This window comes from Streptomyces sp. NPDC048442 (assembly GCF_040651475.1).
In the GTDB taxonomy this organism is placed as follows: Bacteria; Actinomycetota; Actinomycetes; order Streptomycetales; family Streptomycetaceae; genus Streptomyces.
Window position 1 is genome coordinate 104,866 of the sequence record NZ_JBEZKB010000028.1, and the last position, 17,667, is coordinate 122,532.

The 17,667-nt window shown below is 71.8% G+C and carries 13 protein-coding genes and 1 tRNA gene; 8 read left to right on the plus strand and 6 right to left on the minus strand.

Features of this window, described 5'->3' with window-relative positions; translation table 11 throughout:
- The first annotated feature begins 104 nt into the window (after window positions 1–104).
- The 4 genes from AB0D18_RS32765 to AB0D18_RS32780 all read left to right on the plus strand — a co-directional run bounded on the left by AB0D18_RS32765 (window position 105) and on the right by AB0D18_RS32780 (window position 4,584).
- Window positions 105–178: transfer RNA gene (locus AB0D18_RS32765), tRNA-Pro, on the plus strand.
- Between the two features lie 115 nt (window positions 179–293).
- Window positions 294–2,660, plus strand: coding sequence for an FHA domain-containing protein (locus tag AB0D18_RS32770; RefSeq protein WP_362426877.1), 2,367 nt, complete (start codon window positions 294–296; stop codon window positions 2,658–2,660).
- Between the two features lie 11 nt (window positions 2,661–2,671).
- Window positions 2,672–3,568, plus strand: a complete 897-nt coding sequence (locus tag AB0D18_RS32775) for a hypothetical protein (protein WP_362426880.1) — start codon at window positions 2,672–2,674, stop codon at window positions 3,566–3,568.
- Entirely contained in the window at window positions 3,568–4,584 is a 1,017-nt protein-coding gene (locus AB0D18_RS32780) for a serine/threonine-protein kinase (protein WP_362426882.1), read from the plus strand. Before AB0D18_RS32775 ends, AB0D18_RS32780 begins: the two co-directional genes overlap by 1 nt.
- Window positions 4,585–4,596: 12 nt before the next feature.
- Here AB0D18_RS32780 and AB0D18_RS32785 read toward each other — a convergent pair whose 3' ends face one another.
- Window positions 4,597–5,898 carry a streptophobe family protein gene (locus AB0D18_RS32785; RefSeq protein WP_362426885.1) on the minus strand — a complete coding sequence of 434 codons (1,302 nt, stop codon included), beginning with the start codon at window positions 5,896–5,898 and terminating at the stop codon, window positions 4,597–4,599.
- A gap of 164 nt (window positions 5,899–6,062) precedes the next feature.
- On the opposite strand from AB0D18_RS32785, the gene AB0D18_RS32790 reads away from it, so the two are divergent.
- Both AB0D18_RS32790 and AB0D18_RS32795 read left to right on the plus strand, forming a co-directional pair.
- A complete protein-coding gene (locus AB0D18_RS32790; protein ID WP_362426888.1) occupies window positions 6,063–7,400 on the plus strand; it encodes a DUF6777 domain-containing protein in 1,338 nt (445 codons plus the stop codon).
- Between the two features lie 48 nt (window positions 7,401–7,448).
- Complete coding sequence (locus AB0D18_RS32795) at window positions 7,449–7,937, plus strand: DUF309 domain-containing protein (RefSeq protein ID WP_362426891.1); 489 nt, start codon at window positions 7,449–7,451, stop codon at window positions 7,935–7,937.
- A gap of 124 nt (window positions 7,938–8,061) precedes the next feature.
- Here AB0D18_RS32795 and AB0D18_RS32800 read toward each other — a convergent pair whose 3' ends face one another.
- Genes AB0D18_RS32800 through AB0D18_RS32810 form a run of 3 tightly spaced genes read right to left on the minus strand, consistent with a single transcriptional unit; the run spans window position 8,062 to window position 10,960 of the window.
- Window positions 8,062–8,727, minus strand: coding sequence for an LUD domain-containing protein (locus AB0D18_RS32800; protein WP_362426894.1), 666 nt, complete (start codon window positions 8,725–8,727; stop codon window positions 8,062–8,064).
- Window positions 8,724–10,145: a LutB/LldF family L-lactate oxidation iron-sulfur protein gene (locus tag AB0D18_RS32805; protein ID WP_362426928.1), complete on the minus strand. Its 1,422-nt coding sequence runs from the start codon at window positions 10,143–10,145 to the stop codon at window positions 8,724–8,726. Before AB0D18_RS32805 ends, AB0D18_RS32800 begins: the two co-directional genes overlap by 4 nt.
- Window positions 10,146–10,204: 59 nt before the next feature.
- Window positions 10,205–10,960, minus strand: a complete 756-nt coding sequence (locus tag AB0D18_RS32810) for a (Fe-S)-binding protein (protein WP_362426897.1) — start codon at window positions 10,958–10,960, stop codon at window positions 10,205–10,207.
- Window positions 10,961–11,403: 443 nt separating this feature from the next.
- Between AB0D18_RS32810 and AB0D18_RS32815 the strand changes: the two genes are divergently transcribed.
- Window positions 11,404–12,933 carry an RNA polymerase sigma factor gene (locus tag AB0D18_RS32815; protein WP_362426900.1) on the plus strand — a complete coding sequence of 510 codons (1,530 nt, stop codon included), beginning with the start codon at window positions 11,404–11,406 and terminating at the stop codon, window positions 12,931–12,933.
- Window positions 12,934–12,974: 41 nt separating this feature from the next.
- Here the strand turns inward: AB0D18_RS32815 and AB0D18_RS32820 are convergent, their stop codons facing one another.
- Both AB0D18_RS32820 and AB0D18_RS32825 read right to left on the minus strand, forming a co-directional pair.
- Complete coding sequence (locus AB0D18_RS32820; RefSeq protein WP_362426903.1) at window positions 12,975–14,210, minus strand: cytochrome P450; 1,236 nt, start codon at window positions 14,208–14,210, stop codon at window positions 12,975–12,977.
- 227 nt (window positions 14,211–14,437) lie between these two features.
- Window positions 14,438–16,423: a beta-N-acetylglucosaminidase domain-containing protein gene (locus AB0D18_RS32825; RefSeq protein ID WP_362426907.1), complete on the minus strand. Its 1,986-nt coding sequence runs from the start codon at window positions 16,421–16,423 to the stop codon at window positions 14,438–14,440.
- Between the two features lie 575 nt (window positions 16,424–16,998).
- On the opposite strand from AB0D18_RS32825, the gene AB0D18_RS32830 reads away from it, so the two are divergent.
- The gene (locus tag AB0D18_RS32830; protein ID WP_362426910.1) at window positions 16,999–17,502 is read left to right on the plus strand and encodes a lamin tail domain-containing protein; all 504 of its coding nucleotides are present in this window, start codon (window positions 16,999–17,001) and stop codon (window positions 17,500–17,502) included.
- Window positions 17,503–17,667: the final 165 nt, after the last annotated feature.

Sequence of the window (17,667 nt, forward strand, 5' to 3'; positions counted from 1 at the left end):
TCTCCGGGAGGTGGCCGTGCGGCATGCGGTTCTTTGGGCCGCCCAGGTTGGGGTATTGTTCTCATGCGCGCTCAGCCAGGGGAAAGCCCAGGTCAGGCGCGCACCGGGACGTGGCGCAGCTTGGTAGCGCACTTGACTGGGGGTCAAGGGGTCGCAGGTTCAAATCCTGTCGTCCCGACTCGAAAGAGTCGCAGATCAGGGCCGGTGTCGGAGAGATCCGATACCGGCCCTGATGCGTCTCCCGCCACTTCCGGCCCAGGCGGGAAAGTGGGCGAATAGGTAGAATTCGGGCCATGGGAAAGTGGCCAGGTGCGGCGACTGCGCCCGAACTCGTTCTGGAGACGGACACCGGCTCCACGGTGATGAGTCCGAGCCGCGACTACCACGTGGGGCGCGACCCCCTGAGCGACATCGTCTTCGACGACGCCCGCGTCTCGTGGCATCACGCCGTCCTCCATGCCGAGCTCGATCACTGGACGATCGAGGACGAGCACAGCACCAACGGCACGTACGCCGACGGACGGCGCATCCAGGAGTGGGACATCGGGCCGGGCAGCGTCATCCGCTTCGGCAACGCCTCGGACGGCCCCCGTGCGGTGCTCGTCGGCCGTGCCCCTCCCGGGCCGGTCGCCGCCGAGCGCCCCTCCTCCGTCAGCATGCCCGCTGCCACGGGCACCTTCCGGCAGCCGACGACCGTGCGCCCGTTGCCCGCCCGCACGGTCCGTATCGGCCGCGCCGACGACAATGACGTGGTCGTCGACGACCTGGTCGTCTCCCGTCGGCACGCCGAACTGAGGGTCCTCGCGGACGGCACGTACGAGATCGTCGACCTCGGCAGCCACAACGGCACCTACCTCAACGGCCAGCGGGTGGCCCGCGCCCCGGTCGCGCCGGGGGGCATCGTCGGCGTCGGCCACCGCGCGTACTGCCTCGTGGGTGACGAGCTGCAGGAGTACGTGGACACGGGCGAGGTGTCGCTCGATGTCCAGGGCCTGACGGTCACCGTCGACCGGGGCCGCAAGACACTCCTCGACCAGGTCTCCTTCCCCGTGGGTGAGAAGTGCCTGCTGGCCGTCGTCGGGCCCAGTGGCGCGGGGAAGTCCACCCTGCTCAACGCTCTCACCGGGCTGCGCCCCGCGGACGGCGGCACCGTCCTCTACGACGGCCGCGACCTCTACCGCGACTACGCGGAGCTCCGCCAGCGCATCGGTCTCGTACCGCAGGACGACATCCTGCACGCCCAGCTGACCGTGCGCCGCGCCCTCGGATACGCCGCCGAACTCCGCTTCCCCCAGGACACCGAGAAGGCGGAACGCCGGGCCAGGGTCGACGAGGTCATCCGCGAACTCGGCCTGGAACAACGCGTCGACCAGCCCATCCACAGCCTCTCCGGCGGCCAGCGCAAACGCGTGAGCGTCGCGCTCGAACTGCTCACCAAACCGTCGCTGCTCTTCCTCGACGAGCCGACGTCCGGGCTCGACCCCGGTATGGACCGCTCGGTGATGCACATGCTGCGCGGCCTCGCCGACGACGGCCGTACGGTCATCGTCGTCACGCACAGCGTGCTCAGCCTCGACGTGTGCGACCGGCTCCTGGTCCTCGCCGCGGGCGGCAGGATCGCCTACTACGGCCCGCCGGGGGACGCGCTCCCGTTCTTCGGCTTCACGCAGTGGCCGGAGGCGTTCGAAGCCTTCGAAGGGGACCGTGAGCGGGACTGGGCCCGGGAGTACCGGCAATCGCCGCTCCACCAGCGGTACATCGCCGACTCCTCCGCGCAGCCGTTCCCCGGGCCCCTCGCGCGCAGCGGCACGGCCGCTCCCGCGTCCTTCGCGCCGCCGCCGAAGCCGCAGAGTTGGGGGTCCCAACTGCGCACACTGGTGCGGCGATACACGGCCGCGCTCGGCGCGGACCGGACGTTCCTCGCGATCATGATCGCGCTGCCCTTCGTGATGGGCGCCATGGCGCGCGCCCTCGCAGGGAGCAGACTGACGCAGGAGACGGCGCTGAACGCGCTGCTCATCCTCTGCGTGGGCGGAGTCCTGACCGGTGCCGCCAACGCCGTCCGGGAGCTGGTCAAGGAGCGCGTCATCTACCGGCGGGAACGGGCGGTGGGGCTCTCCAGATCGGCGTACCTGATGTCCAAGGTCGTCGTACTGGGAACGATCACCGTGCTGCAGGCTGTCGTGCTGACCCTGGTCGCCCTGCTCGGGGTCGACCTCCACGCACCCGGCGGCGAAGGCGTACTCCTGCCACCGCTGGTGGAACTCACCCTTGCGGTGGCCCTGCTGGCGTTCACCGCCATGATGCTGGGGCTCCTCGTATCGGCGCTGGTGCGCAAGGAGGAGGTGACGATGCCGCTGCTCGTGCTCCTCGCCATCGTCCAGGTGGTGTTCTGCGGCGCACTCCTCAAGCTGAACGGGGTGCCCGGCGTCGAGCAGCTCGCGTGGCTCGTGCCGTCGCGCTGGGCGCTGGGCGCCATGGCGGGGACCATCGGCCTCGGCAGGATCGTCCCGGGTGATCTGACCTCCGACCCGCTGTTCGAGCACTCCGCGGGTGTCTGGCTGCTCAACATGGGCATGCTGGCCGCCCTCTCGGTCGTCTTCGGACTCGCGGTCGTGAGGATGCTGCGCCGCCACGAACCCGCCGTCATGCGGAAGTAGGAGCGCCGGCGATGACCACTGCGGACTTCCGCCCCACCCATGTCGTCCCCCAGGACGGGCTGCCCGCCTGGGAGGCACCGGACGTGGACCGTCCGACGACGCCGCTGGACGCGCTGCTGCCCGTGCAACTGGTCGACCGGCTCGGCGACTGGGGCCGGATCGTCTGTGCCAACGGCTGGTCGGCGTGGGTCGACGGCCGGCTCCTGGTCGCGGTGCCCCGGGATCCGCCGGGCGCGGGCGGGCCGCTGACCCGGACGGCCGACCCGCGCCCGCTCCTGGCCAGGGCCGAGGACGCCGTCGCCGGCTACCGGCGCGCGGCGGAGGACCTGGCGGGCGGCAGCGCCGACGGGGAGTCCTTCCGGCGCCGGACGCGCGGACTGCGGGTGGGGGTGGTCGTGGACGGCGAATCGGTATGGCTGTACGACTCCGAACACGAGCGGTGGGTGTACTGCGACGGGGCACGGCTCAGTACGTACGCGGCGGGCGCGGGGCCGAGCGTCGAGGGGCGTGGTGGTGGGGACGGGGCGGGGACCGGGGCTGGGGCTGACGGGGGTGTGGGTGTCGGGGGTGCGGCGGGGCCGGGAGAGACGCGGGTGGTCGAGGCGACGACGGCCGGGACGGTGCGTCCTGCGGTCGGGGAGGAACCGGACCGGCGCGGCCCGGGTGCGTTCGGCGCGGGTGCCGGTGGTGGGGCCAAGCCCGAACCGACGCAGGTGGTCGCAGCCGCGGCCGATCCGGGGGCGGCTCCCGCCCCGCACGGCGGGCGACCCGCCCCGCACGGTGGGCAACACACTCCGCACGGCGGGCAACCCGCTCCGCTCCTCCCGCCCGGGACGGCTGGCCCCGATCCGCTCCCCCCGCCCGGGACAGCCGATCCCGGTTCCCCGTTCCGGCCCGGTGACGGCTGATGGCACCCGCACCGGGGGAGAGCGGCCCGAGCCCGCACTCCGGGCGGCCCTCCGAGCTCATCGGGAAGCAGATCGCGGGTTACCGGGTCGAGGCCGAGATCGGCCGGGGCGGCATGGCCGTCGTCTACCGCGCCAAGGACCTGCGCCTCGACCGGACCGTCGCCCTCAAGCTGCTCGCCCCCGAGCTCGCACGCAACGACACCTTCCGGCAGCGCTTCACGTACGAGTCACGCGTGGCCGCCGCGATCGAGCACCCGCACATCGTGCCGGTCTTCGAGGCGGGAGAGACGGACGGGGTGCTCTACATCGCCATGCGGTACGTCCCGGGGCGCGATCTGCGCCACCTGCTCGACCACGCGGGCCCCCTCTCCGTCGAAGCCGCCCTCCGCATCGCCACGCAGGTCGCGTCCGCGCTCGACGCGGCACACGACCACGGGCTGGTCCACCGCGACGTCAAGCCGGGCAACATCCTCGTGGCCAAGGGCACGGACAGCGACCACCCGGAGCACGCCTACCTCACGGACTTCGGCCTCACGAAGAAGTCGCTCTCGCTGACCGGGTTCACGACCGTGGGCCAGTTCGTCGGGACCCTCGACTACGTGGCCCCTGAGCAGATATCGGGCCGCCCGGTGGACGGCCGTTGTGATGTCTACAGCCTCGCCTGTGTCGTGTACGAGACCATGGCGGGCGGGCCGCCGTTCCAGCGCGACGACGACATGGCCCTCCTCTGGGCCCATCAGTACGCCGAACCGCCCCGCCTGACGGAGAAGAGGCCCGGTGTCGCCGCCGCGCTCGACGGGGTCCTCGCGCGGGCGCTGGCCAAGAGTCCCGAGGACCGGTACGGCTCCTGCCTCGAATTCACCGCCGCGCTGCGGGCCGCGGCCACCGCAGGCACCGCGACGGGCCACCCTCCGACGCGGGTGGACCGCCATGTCGTGGGAGTGCCGGCCGATCCCGGCGCGCCTCCCGAGCCGCCCCGCTGGGCCCGGCCGGTCTTCCGGGGCCTGGCCGGCTGACCCGCGCCCGGCTCAGGCGGGGCCTGCCTCCACCTCGCCCCGCCGTTGGACCCGCCGTGCGAACAGGCCGCCGAGGAACCCCGAGACCAGACCCCAGGCCACAGCCAGGACCAGGGCCCGCCACAGCCGGGGCCGCAGCTCCACCAGCCCGGACAGACCGCCGCCGAGATCCCCGATGCCGAGGAGTGAGAGGCCGTAGCGGGCGGACACGCCGGCGAGGAGGCAGACGGCGAGCACCGTGAGAGTCAGCGCCACCGCCATGTGCACGGCGTGCTGCCAGGCCCGCATCCGCACCGGGGACCGGGCCGCCATCAGGAAAGCGGCGCCCAGCACCAGGGCCGCCGCGACGGCCAGCAGCCACCACACCCGGCCGTCGTGGTCGGCGAGCGTCTTCAGGCTGAGCGTGGCGTCGTCCGGTGTGCGCAGTACGTCGTCGAGGACCCGCGGCATGGGCAGCCCGAACGGTCCGTCCACCCGGCCCTCCCAGGACGCGCCGAGGCCGAGGGTGAAGGCGAGCCAGACGAGGTTGGGCAGTCCGAGCAGCAGTACCGCGAGCGTCTCGGCGGCATGTCCCCGCGTCACCGCCACGACGAGGCCGATGACGAACCCCAGGGCGACGTACGACAGCAGCAGGACCACCATGGCGAAGGCCGCGGGGCGTACCGACTCCTGGAAGCGCAGCAGGCGGGCGGGGAGCGGCGCCCCGCGCGAGACGAGCAGGGCCACGGCGAGGACGCCCACGAGCCACAGGAGTCCGAAGACGAGGGTCAGCGGCAGGTCGGTCTCGAACCCGACCTCGGGCGAGGCGTCCAGGACATCGCCGATGTCGCCGACGGGGCCGTCCCCGAGCGGGATCGTGAAGCGGTGCCGGGCCAGCAGGCCGAGGCCGATGAGGAGCAGGAGCCAGAGCACCGCGATCCGGGCGGCCCAGCCGGTGACTTCCTTCGCGTCGGCGACGGCCCGGTGGCGCAGCGGCCTAAGGAATCCGGCGGCGATCGCCAGAGCCCCGGCGAGGCTGACGGAGAGCGGGAGCACGGAGAGCGCGGCGTTCGTCTCGGCGATCGTCCCCGCGTCACCGGAGAGCCCCACGGAACCGCCTGCCGCCATCACGACGACGGCCGCCACGACGCTGGGGAACGCCCCGTCCGGCAGGTCGGCGGCGCCCGCGGCCCACAGGCCGAGCCCGGCGACGACGGCCATGGCCACCAGGGAGGCGAGCACGGCCACCAGGGCGTGGGGCCATCCGTGGGGTGCCCGTCGGCCCTGCTCCGCGCGTGGTGCCGCTGTCCGCCGGGGCGGTGTCTGCTCGCTCACGTGGTCACGCTAAGCAGCGACGGACCGGCTCGCCCGTCGGGAGGGCCGACCGCGTCAGCTTGCGGGCCCCCGTGAGCCAATGCACACAATGGGCGCGCAAAGGAATAAAACGTACGCCTCAGTTCCTCCTACGCCAGATCCCCCTACGCAGGGAAGAAGCACTCGTGAGCGTCGAGCCGCCGTCGTCAGGACGCCCCACAGGACCGCCTTCGGGCCCGCTCTCGGGCCCTTCGCAGCAGAGCCCCTCCGGGCCCGACACTCAGGCGGGCGACACCCGGGCGGGCGGGACTCGCGCCGGCTCGACGCCGCCTCCGGGGGCCGGACGGCCGTCGGGGCCGCCGGGCAGCGGCCCGCCGAGCGGGCCGGCCGGCGGCGGTGGGCACGGCGGCGGGCCCGATGAGCCGGACGGGGGCTCCGGCGCGTCCCCCGGGCCTGCCCGCCCGTGGTGGAAGTCCGCGCCCCGCGTCGCGGCGATCTCCGCCGTCGTGGTGGCGGCAGTGGTGCTCACCGTCGTCCTCACTCGCCCCGACGGCTCGCCCGAGGCCGGCAGCGAGGTCCTCCTCCAACCCGTCGGAAAGTCGGGACCCGACCCCTTCACCGAGTCGACGGCCCGCGAGGACTCCACACCGCCTCCCCCGAGCGCGCTGCCGAGCTCGTCGGCTTCGGCCAATGTGACGCGCGGTGTCGACGGCGCCGCACCCGGCCTCTACGGCGGAACGCGGAAGGTCGGCAGCTGCGACGTGGAGAAACAGGTCGGCGCGCTCCAGAAGGACCCGGCCAAGAACAAGGCGTTCGCCTCCGTCCTCGGCATCGAACCGTCCGGCGTGCCCGGCTATCTGCGCGCGCTCACTCCCGTGCAGCTGCGACTGGACACCCGCGTGACCAACCACGGCTACCGCGACGGTGCCCCCACCGGCTACCAGGCCGTGCTGCAGGCCGGCACCGCGGTACTCGTCGACGACCGCGGGTTGCCGCGGGTGCGCTGTGCCTGCGGCAACCCGCTGCTGCCGCCCGTCGCGCAGAAGAGCACACCGAAGCGGACGGGAGAGGCGTGGCCCGGGTACCGGTCGTCGAACGTCGTGGTCGTGGCGCCCGCCGTACGAGTGGTGAACGAGTTCGTCGTGTACGACCCGGACAGCGGTGCCTGGTTCGAACGGCACAAGGGCGACACGGGCACCGGCGACGCGTTGACGAAGCCGCCGGTGACCGACCCCTCCTCGCACCCTTCCGACTCACCGTCCGACTCACCGTCCGATTCGCCGTCCGACTCGCCGTCCGACTCGCCGTCCGCCGACGAGTCGTCCTCGACGAACAGTCCGTTGCCGTGCGTTTCGCTCTCCACTTCCGCCGGCACGTCCTCGGCGAGCCCCTGCCCGCCCGCGTCGGGCCCGCCGTCCGCCCCTTCCTCCTCGACCGCCTCGCGGCCCCCCTCCTCGGCCATGGAGGGGTCGCCCGCGTCGTCCGGGCCCGCACCACCGCCCTCGTACCCCGGGACGGAGTGAAGTCCGTGACCCAGGGGCCGGGTGGTTGCGGGAGCGACAATGGGCGCCATGGACATGAAGCGGGACCGCGATGCCGAAGGGCGTGCGCGCAACGCACGCCCCCGTGACGGGCTCGGGCGCCCGCTGCCGTACGGAACCCCGGGCGTGGAGCGGCAGCCGGAGGGTGTGGTGCGCTCCCCCGTGGAGACCGTGCGGGAGGCGCAGCGGCTGCTGGACTCGGGGATGCCGTTCCACGCACATGAGGTGTTCGAGGACGCGTGGAAGTCGGGCCCCGAGGAGGAAGCCGCGCTGTGGCGGGGCCTGGCGCAGCTGGCGGTGGGGCTGACGCATGCGGCGCGGGGCAATGCGGCGGGCGGGGCGCGGCTGCTGCGACGGGGGGCGGCGGGCCTCGACGCGTACGAGCACACGGGAACGGTCCACGGAATGGATCTGGGCGCGCTCGTGCGGTGGGCGCGGAAGCTGGCCGACCGGGTGGCCGTGCCCGGCGCCCGGACGGTGGACGCCGCCGAGGAGGCCCCCCGACTCCGGGCGCGGTAACCGCACGGCTTCACCCGCTCGTCCCCGGCACGGCCTCACCCGCTCGTCCCCGGCACGGCTTCACCCGTGCGTCCCCGGCACGGCTTCACCCGTGCGTCCCCAGCACGGCTTCACCCGTACGTCCTCACCCGCTGGGCGGGGCCGAAGTCAGCAGGACCACCTCCAGGGTGCGCGGGCCGTGTACGCCCTCGACCCGGTCCAGTTCGATGTCGCTGGTCGCCGACGGGCCCGAGATCCAGGTCAGCGCGCGGGCCGGGTCCAGGCGGCCCATGGCCTGCGGGAGGGACGCAACCACCTGGGAGGGGGCGCGGACCACGCAGATGTGGTGGTCGGGAACGAGGGTGATTCGGCGGCGGCCCTGGTCGGGGCTGCCGTCCAGGACGATCGTGCCGGTTTCGGCGATGGCGAGGGCACAGCCGGTGACGACGCTCCCGACCTGGTCGAGGTCGGCGGCGGTGAGGTCCGCCCGGTCCTGGATCCGGGTGGGGCCGTCGGCGGAGAGCCAGTGCGCGGGCAGCTGCGGCGGTACGAGGACGGAGGCCGAGCCGCGTTTCGCGAGCAGGCTCCTCAGGAGGTCGGCGATGCCGTCCTCGGTGGTGCGGTGGACGACCGCCCGGTAGTCGGCGAGGTTCTCGTGGAGGAGGTCGAGGACGGTTGCCGGGTCGTCGGGGGTGTGACTGGTGGCGTACGCGCGGGTGGGCTCGGGCACCTCGGGGGCGTCGGCGACGGCCGTACGGATGCGGGCGAGGATGCGGTCGCGGCTGCTGGCCGGCGGGGTGGGGGTGGTCATGATGTGCGGTTCCTCTTCCACCAGTCGCGGAAAGGCTCGGCGGGCAGTTCGGGCAGTTCGCGGGTGTTCGTCCAGGCGGCGGCGCCCGGGAACTTTTTGGGGTGGGCCTTGCGGGTCAGGGAGGCGGTGCGTTCGGCGGCCGTGAGGGCGGCGGGGTGGTTGAGGACCCAGCCGGCGGCCTTGATCGCGGCCTTCTCCAGGCGGTGCCCCTTGCCGCCCTGGTCGGCGACCTTTTCGCGGAGGTGGACCAGGACTTCCGGGATGTCGATGGCGACCGGGCAGACCTCGTAGCACGCGCCGCACAGCGAGGAGGCGAAGGGCAGGGAGGCGTCCAACTCGGTGGTCGTACCGCGCAGTTGGGGGGTGAGGATGGCGCCGATGGGGCCGGGGTAGACCGAGCCGTAGGCGTGACCGCCGGCCCTTTCGTACACCGGGCAGACATTGAGGCAGGCGGAGCAGCGGATGCAGCGCAGGGTCTGGCGGCCCACCTCGTCGGCGAGCACGTCGGTGCGGCCGTTGTCGAGGAGGACCAGGTGGAAGGTCTGCGGGCCGTCGCCCTCGGTGGTGCCGGTCCAGGTGCTGGTGTACGGGTTCATGCGCTCGGCGGTGGAGGAGCGCGGCAGGGTCTGGAGGAAGACTTCCAGGTCCTGCCAGGTGGGGACGATCTTCTCGATGCCGACGACGGAGATCAGGGTCTCGGGGAGGGTCAGGCACATGCGGCCGTTGCCCTCGGACTCGACCACGACGAGGGTGCCGGTCTCGGCGACCATGAAGTTCGCGCCGGAGACGCCGACCTTGGCGCGCAGGAACTTTTCGCGCAGGTGAAGGCGGGCCGCTTCGGCGAGGTCGGCGGGACGGTCGCTGAGGTCGGCGGGGGCCGGGCGTCCCCATTCGCTCATCGTGCGGGTGAAGATCTCGCGGATCTCGCCCCGGTTGCGGTGGATGGCCGGCACGAGGATGTGCGAGGGGCGGTCCTCGCCGAGCTGCACGATCAGTTCGGCGAGGTCGGTCTCGTAGGCGGCGATGCCCTCGGCCTCCAGGGCCTCGTTGAGACCGATCTCTTGGGTGGCCATGGACTTGACCTTGACCACCTCGCGCTCACCGGTGGCCTTGACCAGGTCGGTGACGATGCGGTTGGCCTCGGCGGCGTCGGCCGCCCAGTGGACGGTGCCGCCGGCTGCCGTAACAGCCTCCTCCAGTTGGAGAAGGTAGCGGTCGAGGTGGCGCAGTGTCCGGTCCTTGATCTGCTTGCCGGCCTCGCGGAGCTGCGCCCAGTCGTCCAGCTCGGCGACCGCTTTGGCGCGTTTGTCGCGAATGGTGTGGGTGGCGTGCCGGAGGTTGGCGCGCAGGGTGGTGTCCTTGACGGCTTCGCGGGCCGCACGGGGGAAGGACGGCATACCCAGATATGTACCGTTCACGGCTTTCACACCGCCCGCGCCGCCCGCGCCGCTCACGCTGTTCGCACTGTTCGTACCGCTCACAGCAGGGGCTCCTCTTCGGTGCTGGCCAGGATTTCGGCGAGGTGCAGTGCGCGCACGGGCGCGTCCTGGCGGCGGAGCATGCCGCCGAGGTGCATCAGGCAGGAGTTGTCGGCGCCGCACAGGAAGTCGGCTCCGGTGGAGAGCGCGTTACGGACCTTGTCCTCGCCCATCGCGGCGGAAACATCGGAGTTCTTCACGGCGAAGGTGCCGCCGAAGCCGCAGCACTCGTCGGCCCCCGGGAGCTCTTTCAGCTCCAGCCCCGCGACCGCTTCGAGCAGCCTGCGGGGGCGTTCGCCGAGGCCGAGCATGCGCAGGCCGTGGCAGGACGGGTGGTAGGTGACGGTGTGCGGGAAGTACGCGCCGACGTCGGTGACTTTGAGGACGTCGACGAGGAACTCGGTCAGTTCGTACGTCCTCGGCACGAGCGAGGAGGCGGCGAGCGCCAGGTCACCGCCCCGCCCCTCCTTGGCCTGGAGGCGTCCGATCCGTGGATAGTTGTCGCGGATCATCGCCGCGCAGGAGCCGGAGGGCGTGACCACGTACTCGTACCCCTCGAAGGCCTCGGCGGTCCTGCGCATCAGGGGTTCGGTGTCGCGGCGGTAGCCGGTGTTGTACTGCGGCTGGCCGCAGCAGGTCTGTGCGGCAGGGAAGTCCACCTGGACGCCGAGCCGTTCCAGGAGCTTCACGACGGCGATCCCGGTGGCCGGAAACACCGCGTCGTTGACGCAGGTGACGAAGAGTGCGACGCGCATAGGTCGGATGATATGCGGGCAATGGCCGCCCCGATAGGGCAACGATCAAGATCGCGTGATCACGGTTCCGCATCCCCCGGGCAGAGAAGGGTACGGAGGAACGAATGACCCACCCGGGGGAATTACGGGCGAAAGCTGCGGGAGCCGGGGAGGAATGTCGGCCAGGGGTACCCTTGGGGATTGCGCTCGGCCCGCACGCCTGCGGGCCGAACCGCCGGACAGGCTCTGGTCGTCACGCTCCCGGAGGACCCGTTTCGCACCGGGACCGGGCCGGGGCAGTAAGAGTGGCTCAGGTCACTTGATAAAAGGCGTAACGAAACAGCGCGGGTGCGCGATGAACCGACAGGTGCCGTCGCGCAGCCAGGCTTCCTGCAGAAGAAAGAGGCCCGGCTGGGGCCTCGCCCCGCCATCACACTTGTATTTCTCGCTACGAGAGGCTCTTCGTGTCGCTCAGTCCGTCCCGCCCGTTCCCACAGGAGATCGCCGAATCGCCGTCCTTGGTCTCGCTCATCGAGCGCGGCAGGGACCAGGGCCACATCAATGGCGACGACGTGCGCCATGCCTTCGAAGCGGACAGCATCCCGGTCGACCAGTGGAAGCGGGTCCTGCGCAGCCTGAACCAGGTCCTCGACGAGGAGGGTGTGACGCTCATGGTGACGGCGGCCGCTGCCGCCAAGCCCGCGAAGGCCGCCAAGCGCGCCCCGCGCAAGGCCGCCGCCAGCGGTGAGGCCAAGCCCGCCGTGAAGCGCACCGTCGCCAAGAAGGCCGCCGTCAAGAAGACGACGGCTGCCGTGCAGACCTCGTCCGCCGAGGTGGTCGCCACCGACGACGACCTCGACGAGTCGGCCGCCGGGGCGGAGAAGCCCGCCCCGAAGAAGCGCGCCACCAAGAAGACCGCGGCGGCGAAGAAGACCGCTGCCAAGAAGCAGACCGACGAGTGGGCGGGTGACGGCGAGGAGGAAGAGGAGACCCCCAAGCCCGGTACCGCCGGCTACGTCCTGTCCGACGAGGACGAGGACGACGCCCCGCCGCAGCAGGTCGCGGTCGCGGGTGCCACGGCCGACCCGGTCAAGGACTACCTGAAGCTCATCGGCAAGGTGCCGCTGCTCAACGCCGAGCAGGAGGTGGAGCTCGCCAAGCGCATCGAGGCGGGTCTCTTCTCCGAGCACAAGCTGGAGGGCGAGGACGGCGAGGCCGACGACCTCACCCCGCAGTTCCGCCGCGAGCTGGAGATCCTCGTCGAGGACGGCCGCCGCGCGAAGAACCACCTCCTGGAGGCCAACCTCCGTCTCGTCGTCTCCCTGGCGAAGCGTTACACCGGCCGCGGCATGCTGTTCCTGGACCTGATCCAGGAGGGCAACGTCGGTCTGATCCGTGCGGTCGAGAAGTTCGACTACACCAAGGGCTTCAAGTTCTCGACGTACGCGACCTGGTGGATCCGGCAGGCGATCACCCGTGCCATGGCCGACCAGGCCCGCACCATCCGTATCCCGGTGCACATGGTCGAGGTCATCAACAAGCTGGCCCGTGTGCAGCGCCAGATGCTCCAGGACCTGGGCCGCGAGCCCACCCCGGAGGAGCTGGCCAAGGAACTCGACATGACCCCCGAGAAGGTCATCGAGGTCCAGAAGTACGGCCGCGAGCCGATCTCCCTGCACACCCCGCTGGGTGAAGAGGGCGACAGCGAGTTCGGTGACCTCATCGAGGACTCGGAGGCCGTGGTTCCGGCCGACGCGGTCAGCTTCACGTTCCTCCAGGAGCAGCTGCACTCGGTCCTCGACACCCTCTCCGAGCGTGAGGCGGGCGTCGTCTCGATGCGCTTCGGTCTGGCGGACGGCCAGCCCAAGACGCTGGACGAGATCGGCAAGGTCTACGGCGTGACGCGTGAGCGCATCCGCCAGATCGAGTCCAAGACAATGTCGAAGCTGCGTCACCCGTCGCGCTCGCAGGTGCTGCGCGACTACCTCGACTAGGAGGACCTGCGGCCAAGCGGACCTGCGGGTCCGGGAGGCCCTCAGAAGGTCAAGTGCAGCGCCTGGGGCGAGCGGTGGATCAGAGTGGGTCGCATGACGGCCCGCTGGTCCGCCGCTCGCTCCAGGCGTATCCCGGGCAGTCTGCGGACGAACAGTTCCAGCGTGAGCCGCACTTGGGCCCTGCCCAGCTGCGAGCCAGGACACCCGTGCACTCCGTGGCCGAAGGCGACGTGGCGGGCGGGTGCGGTGCGGGTGAGATCGAAGGTGTCGGGGCCCTCGTGCCGCTGCGGGTCGCGGTTGGCGGACCCGTAGGCGACGAACACGACGGCGCCGGCCGGGAGTTCGGTGCCCGCGAGGGTCACAGGACGGGTGGTGACGCGGCGGAATCCCTGGAGCGGGCTGTCGTAGCGGGCGGCCTCGTCGATCGCGGCGGGGATCCGCTCGGGCTCCGCGCACAGCAGCTCCCACCGGGTGCGGTCGTGCAGCAGGTGGAGCATGGTGCTGCCGATCAGGGCGGTGGTCGTGAGGTGTCCGGCCAGCAGCAGGTTCTGGAACTGGGAGACCATCTCGCCGCGCTGCTCGCGGGTGAGGCCGCCGGTGCCGGGGACCAGAGCGGCGGTCATGGTGGAGATCAGGTCGTCGCGGGGGTGGGCGCGGCGCTCGCGGATGTAGTTGTCCAGCAGGTGCTGGAGGGCGACGACGTCGCGGGCGCAGGCGGCCTGCTCGTCCTCGGGCAGCGGGCGGAAGAGCAGTTCCTCGGCGCGGCGGCCGCCGTGGGCCGCGGTGCGGGCGTCTTCCTCGGTGAGGCCGAGGAGGCGGCCCATGACGTCGCCGGGCAGTTTCTGCGCGTACTCCCCCATCAGCTCGACGTGCCCGCGTGGCGCGAAGGCGTCGAGGAGTTCCTCGGCGCGGGCGGTGGCGTACGGCAGGACGGCGTTGACGCGGGCGGTGGAGAGACCGCTGTTGAGGGGTGCCCGGTAGGTGCGATGGGCGTCGCCGTCGGCGGTGACGACCGTGCCGCGCCCGCCGATGCCCTTCGCGAACTCGGCGAGGGCGGCGGGCCCTGGGCGCACGTCGGGCCGCAGCGAGTTCGCCGAGGAGAAGTCCTCGGGCCGGCGCAGGACTTCGCGCACGTCCGCGTCACGGGCGACGAGCCAGGAGTCCAGCTCGGGCACGAAGGTGAGTCCGTCGGCGCCCCGGGCGCGGGCGTAGAGGGGGTACGGGTCGCGTTGGATCGCGTCGAGGGCGCGGTGCTCGGCCAGGTCCACGAGGATCATCGTGCACGAGGGGGCGGGGCGGGGGAAGGGGTGCGGGCCGCTCGGCGCGGAGCAGGGTGCGGAGCAGGGTAAGGCATCACGGCTCGCGCCGGTGGGGGCGGGCGGTCCCGGGCTGCGCCCGGTCGGCGCCGGTGGGGGCGGGTGTTCCGGGCTGCGCCCGGTGCACGGCTGCGCCGCGCGTCCTCAAACGCCGGACGGGCTGAAGTACCCCGCACCCCCGCCCCTCCCTACTTCGACCTGCCGAAGACCGTCCGGACCCTCGTTACGAAGTCCTCGATGAACGGGTCGCCGAGCCTGACCCGGCCGAGCTGGTGGTGCTCCTTCGGATCGACGGTGATCTTCGTGGCGGCCGTGGCCCGCGCGTCCATCGCCCTGCGGGCGGTCTCCGCCTTCGCCGTGTCGCCGTTCTGGACGGCGGTCAGTGCGTCCAGCCCGTACCGCATCGCCTGACCCCAGAGCTCGGTGGCGTCCAGCCAGTTGGCGGCGTCGGCGAGGAAGAGTTTGTCGGGGAGGCCGCGGCGGAGTGCGCCGGGGACGCGGGTGAGGGCGTCGACGGAGGGGCGGAAGGCCAGGATCGCGCCGCGCGGGTCGGTCGCGTACCGCTTCCAGAAGGCCTCGGTCTTCGGGCCGAAGACCGGTGACTGCGGCTGCCACGGGGTGGTGCCGAAGGTGGGCGCGAGGTGGTTGAGGTCGACGAAGACCTGCATCGCGTCCGCCAACCGCTCGTCCCCGCCGGCCAGTTGGAGGGCGGCCTGGCGGCCGGAGCGGGTGCGGTCGTAGCCGCGGTCGTTCCAGGCGAAGTCGGACATGGTGAAGACGGCCGGCTTGCTGGCGGCCTCCTGGTTCATCGGGTTGGAGATCAGCCCGGTGAGGTGGTCGGAGAGGCCCGGCTCGCGCTTGTCGTACGGGGCGAGGAGGAGGCGTCCGGCGGTCCGGCCGAAGTCGTTGACCGGGTAGTTGTCCCAGACGAAGACCTTGCGGCCGAAGAGTTCGGAGGCCTTCTTCGCCTGGTCGACGGTGATGGACGGCGGCACGACGTCGGTGCCGGTCCACATCACCTCGACCGGCTTGTCGAGGGTGGAGCGCAGGATCTGCTTGTACGGGGAGTCCTTGAGGTCGCCGTACTCGGTGGGCACCATCTGGAGCGGCCGCATGCCGGGGTGGGTGGCGACGAAGTCCTTCTGGAGGGCGTTGAGGAGGCCGGCCTGGGCCTTCGCGGCGGGTCCCTGGCCGGGGGCGCCGAAGGCCGCCTTGTCGGCGTCGCAGTTCCACTTGGTGTAGCTGATGTCGTCGAGCGGGACGGAGACGGTGCGTACGCCCAGGTCGTACATGGCCTGGAGCTTGGCGGTGAGCGCTTTGGTGTCGGCGGGGTCCGAGTAGCAGATGGACGCGCCGGGCGAGACGGCGAAGGTGAAGCGGACGTGGTGCGCGGTGGCGCGCTTCACGAGCTCGTCCAGCTCGGCGGCCTTGTCGGCGGGGTAGGGCTCGCGCCACTTGTCGCGGTGGTACGGGTCGTCCTTCGGCGCGTAGACGTAGGTGTTGGACTTGACGGTGCCGAGGAAGTCCATGTGGTCGAGGCGCTCTGCCTTCGTCCACGGCGGGCCGTAGAAGCCCTCGATGGAGCCGCGAAGGGGCATCGAGGGGAAGTCGGAGACGGACGCTCCGGCGATCCGGGCCTTGTGGTGTCCGCCGCCCTTCGGGGAGACGATCAGCCGCTTCAGGGTCTGTACGGCGTAGTACTGGCCCGTGGCGTCGGTGCCACCGAGTGCGACGGTCCTGCGGGCGGCGCGCAGCGCGTATCCCTCGGCGTGCTGCGGGACGGCGGTGCCGGTCAGGGCGCGGGCGATGTCGGGGCGGGCGGCCGGGCCGAGCAGGATGCTCAACTGCGCGTGCCGGGACGCTCTTTCGCGTACGTCGACGTGGCGCACGCCGTGGGCGTGGAGGGTGTCGGCCAGGAGGGTACGGGCCGCCCGGTCGGTGTCCTTGCCGACGACGACCTCCACCCGGGCGGGGACAACGATGTCAGCACCGGCACGGGTGATGCTCTGCGGCGTCGGCGACACGACGGGCAGCGGGGAGGACGCGGCGGGGGCCGGTGCGGGCGCGGCCGGCGGGGGCACAGCGGTCGCCGCGGGTGCCGCCAGGGTCAGGGAGCCGAGCGCGAGGGTGAGCGCGAGACTTCGGGCGGCGAGGGATCGGGGTACGACGGACATGCGGCCTCCGGTGCGGACGGGGTGTGCGGCGGGGTGAGCAGTGGAGCGTGCGGTGGGGTACGCGGTGAGGTGAGCAGTAGAGCGTGTGTGGGGTACGCGGTGGAGTGTGCGCGGTCGTGAGCGGACCTGTGCGAAAGATCGGGTCTCTGCGAACTGCTGGACAGCGTCGACTACTTGGCAATGACCCGTCAAGACCATGAACCCCACCCGTCACGCGGTCCGGACCGTCCGCATGACGGACCCGCAAAGGCCTGTTACGGGACGACGCCCGTTTCCCGGCCACACACCCCTGCGTACAAATCAGCACCAACTGACAACTCCCCTGCCAAACAGTCGAGTTCAGGGACGGTAGGTGCACAGCACCGCGAATCATCGATAACGTAGCGAGACGGATACATGCTGATTACAGCGGAGAGATACGCCTGTATCCGCATTGCGTAACGCCTCGCCCGTACGCCTACCCGAGCGCCCCGCGGCGGGTCCACAGTGTGTGTTCTCGGCAACACGCCGGGACCCGCACCATCCCATCTCCGTTCCTGCCAGGGGCGGATGGGCAGTTCCCAGGGGGGATCTCCATGTCCACAGCTCGCAGTCGTACCACCCGCCGGCTCGCCGCGGCGGTCCTGGCGGCCGGTGCCGTAGTCGGCGCCATCGCCCTGCCTGCCACCGCCGCCACTCCTTCGGCTGCCGCTTCTTCGGCTGCCGCCCAGGCGACGAAGGCGCCCCGCCCGTCGATCATCATCGGCCAGGTCCAGTACAACAGCCCGGGTTACGACGACGGCTCCAACCGCAGCCTCAACGGCGAGTGGGTGGAGATCCGCAACCTCGGCCGCCACTCGGTCAACCTGCGCGACTACTCCCTCACCGACCGGCAGGGCCACCGCTACTACTTCGACCGCCTCCGCCTGGAGGGGCGTTCCAGCGTGAAGGTCCACACGGGTGAGGGCCACGACCGTTACGGCCACGTGTACCAGGATCGCCACCGTTACGTGTGGAACAACGACCGCGACACCGCCACCCTGCGCAACGACCGGGGCCGCCTCGTCGACTCCGTCTCGTGGGGCCGCGGCCGCCACTGATCCCGGCACCGCACCAACGGCACCGCACCACAGGCACAGGCACAGGCAGACGGGAGGGCGGCGTGCCGCGGCGTCCACGCACGCCGTCGCAGCCGACGGCAACGCCACCACGCGGCCGGAAGCACTCGAGACCTCAACAACGCGTTCCCAGGCTGCAATGCTCTG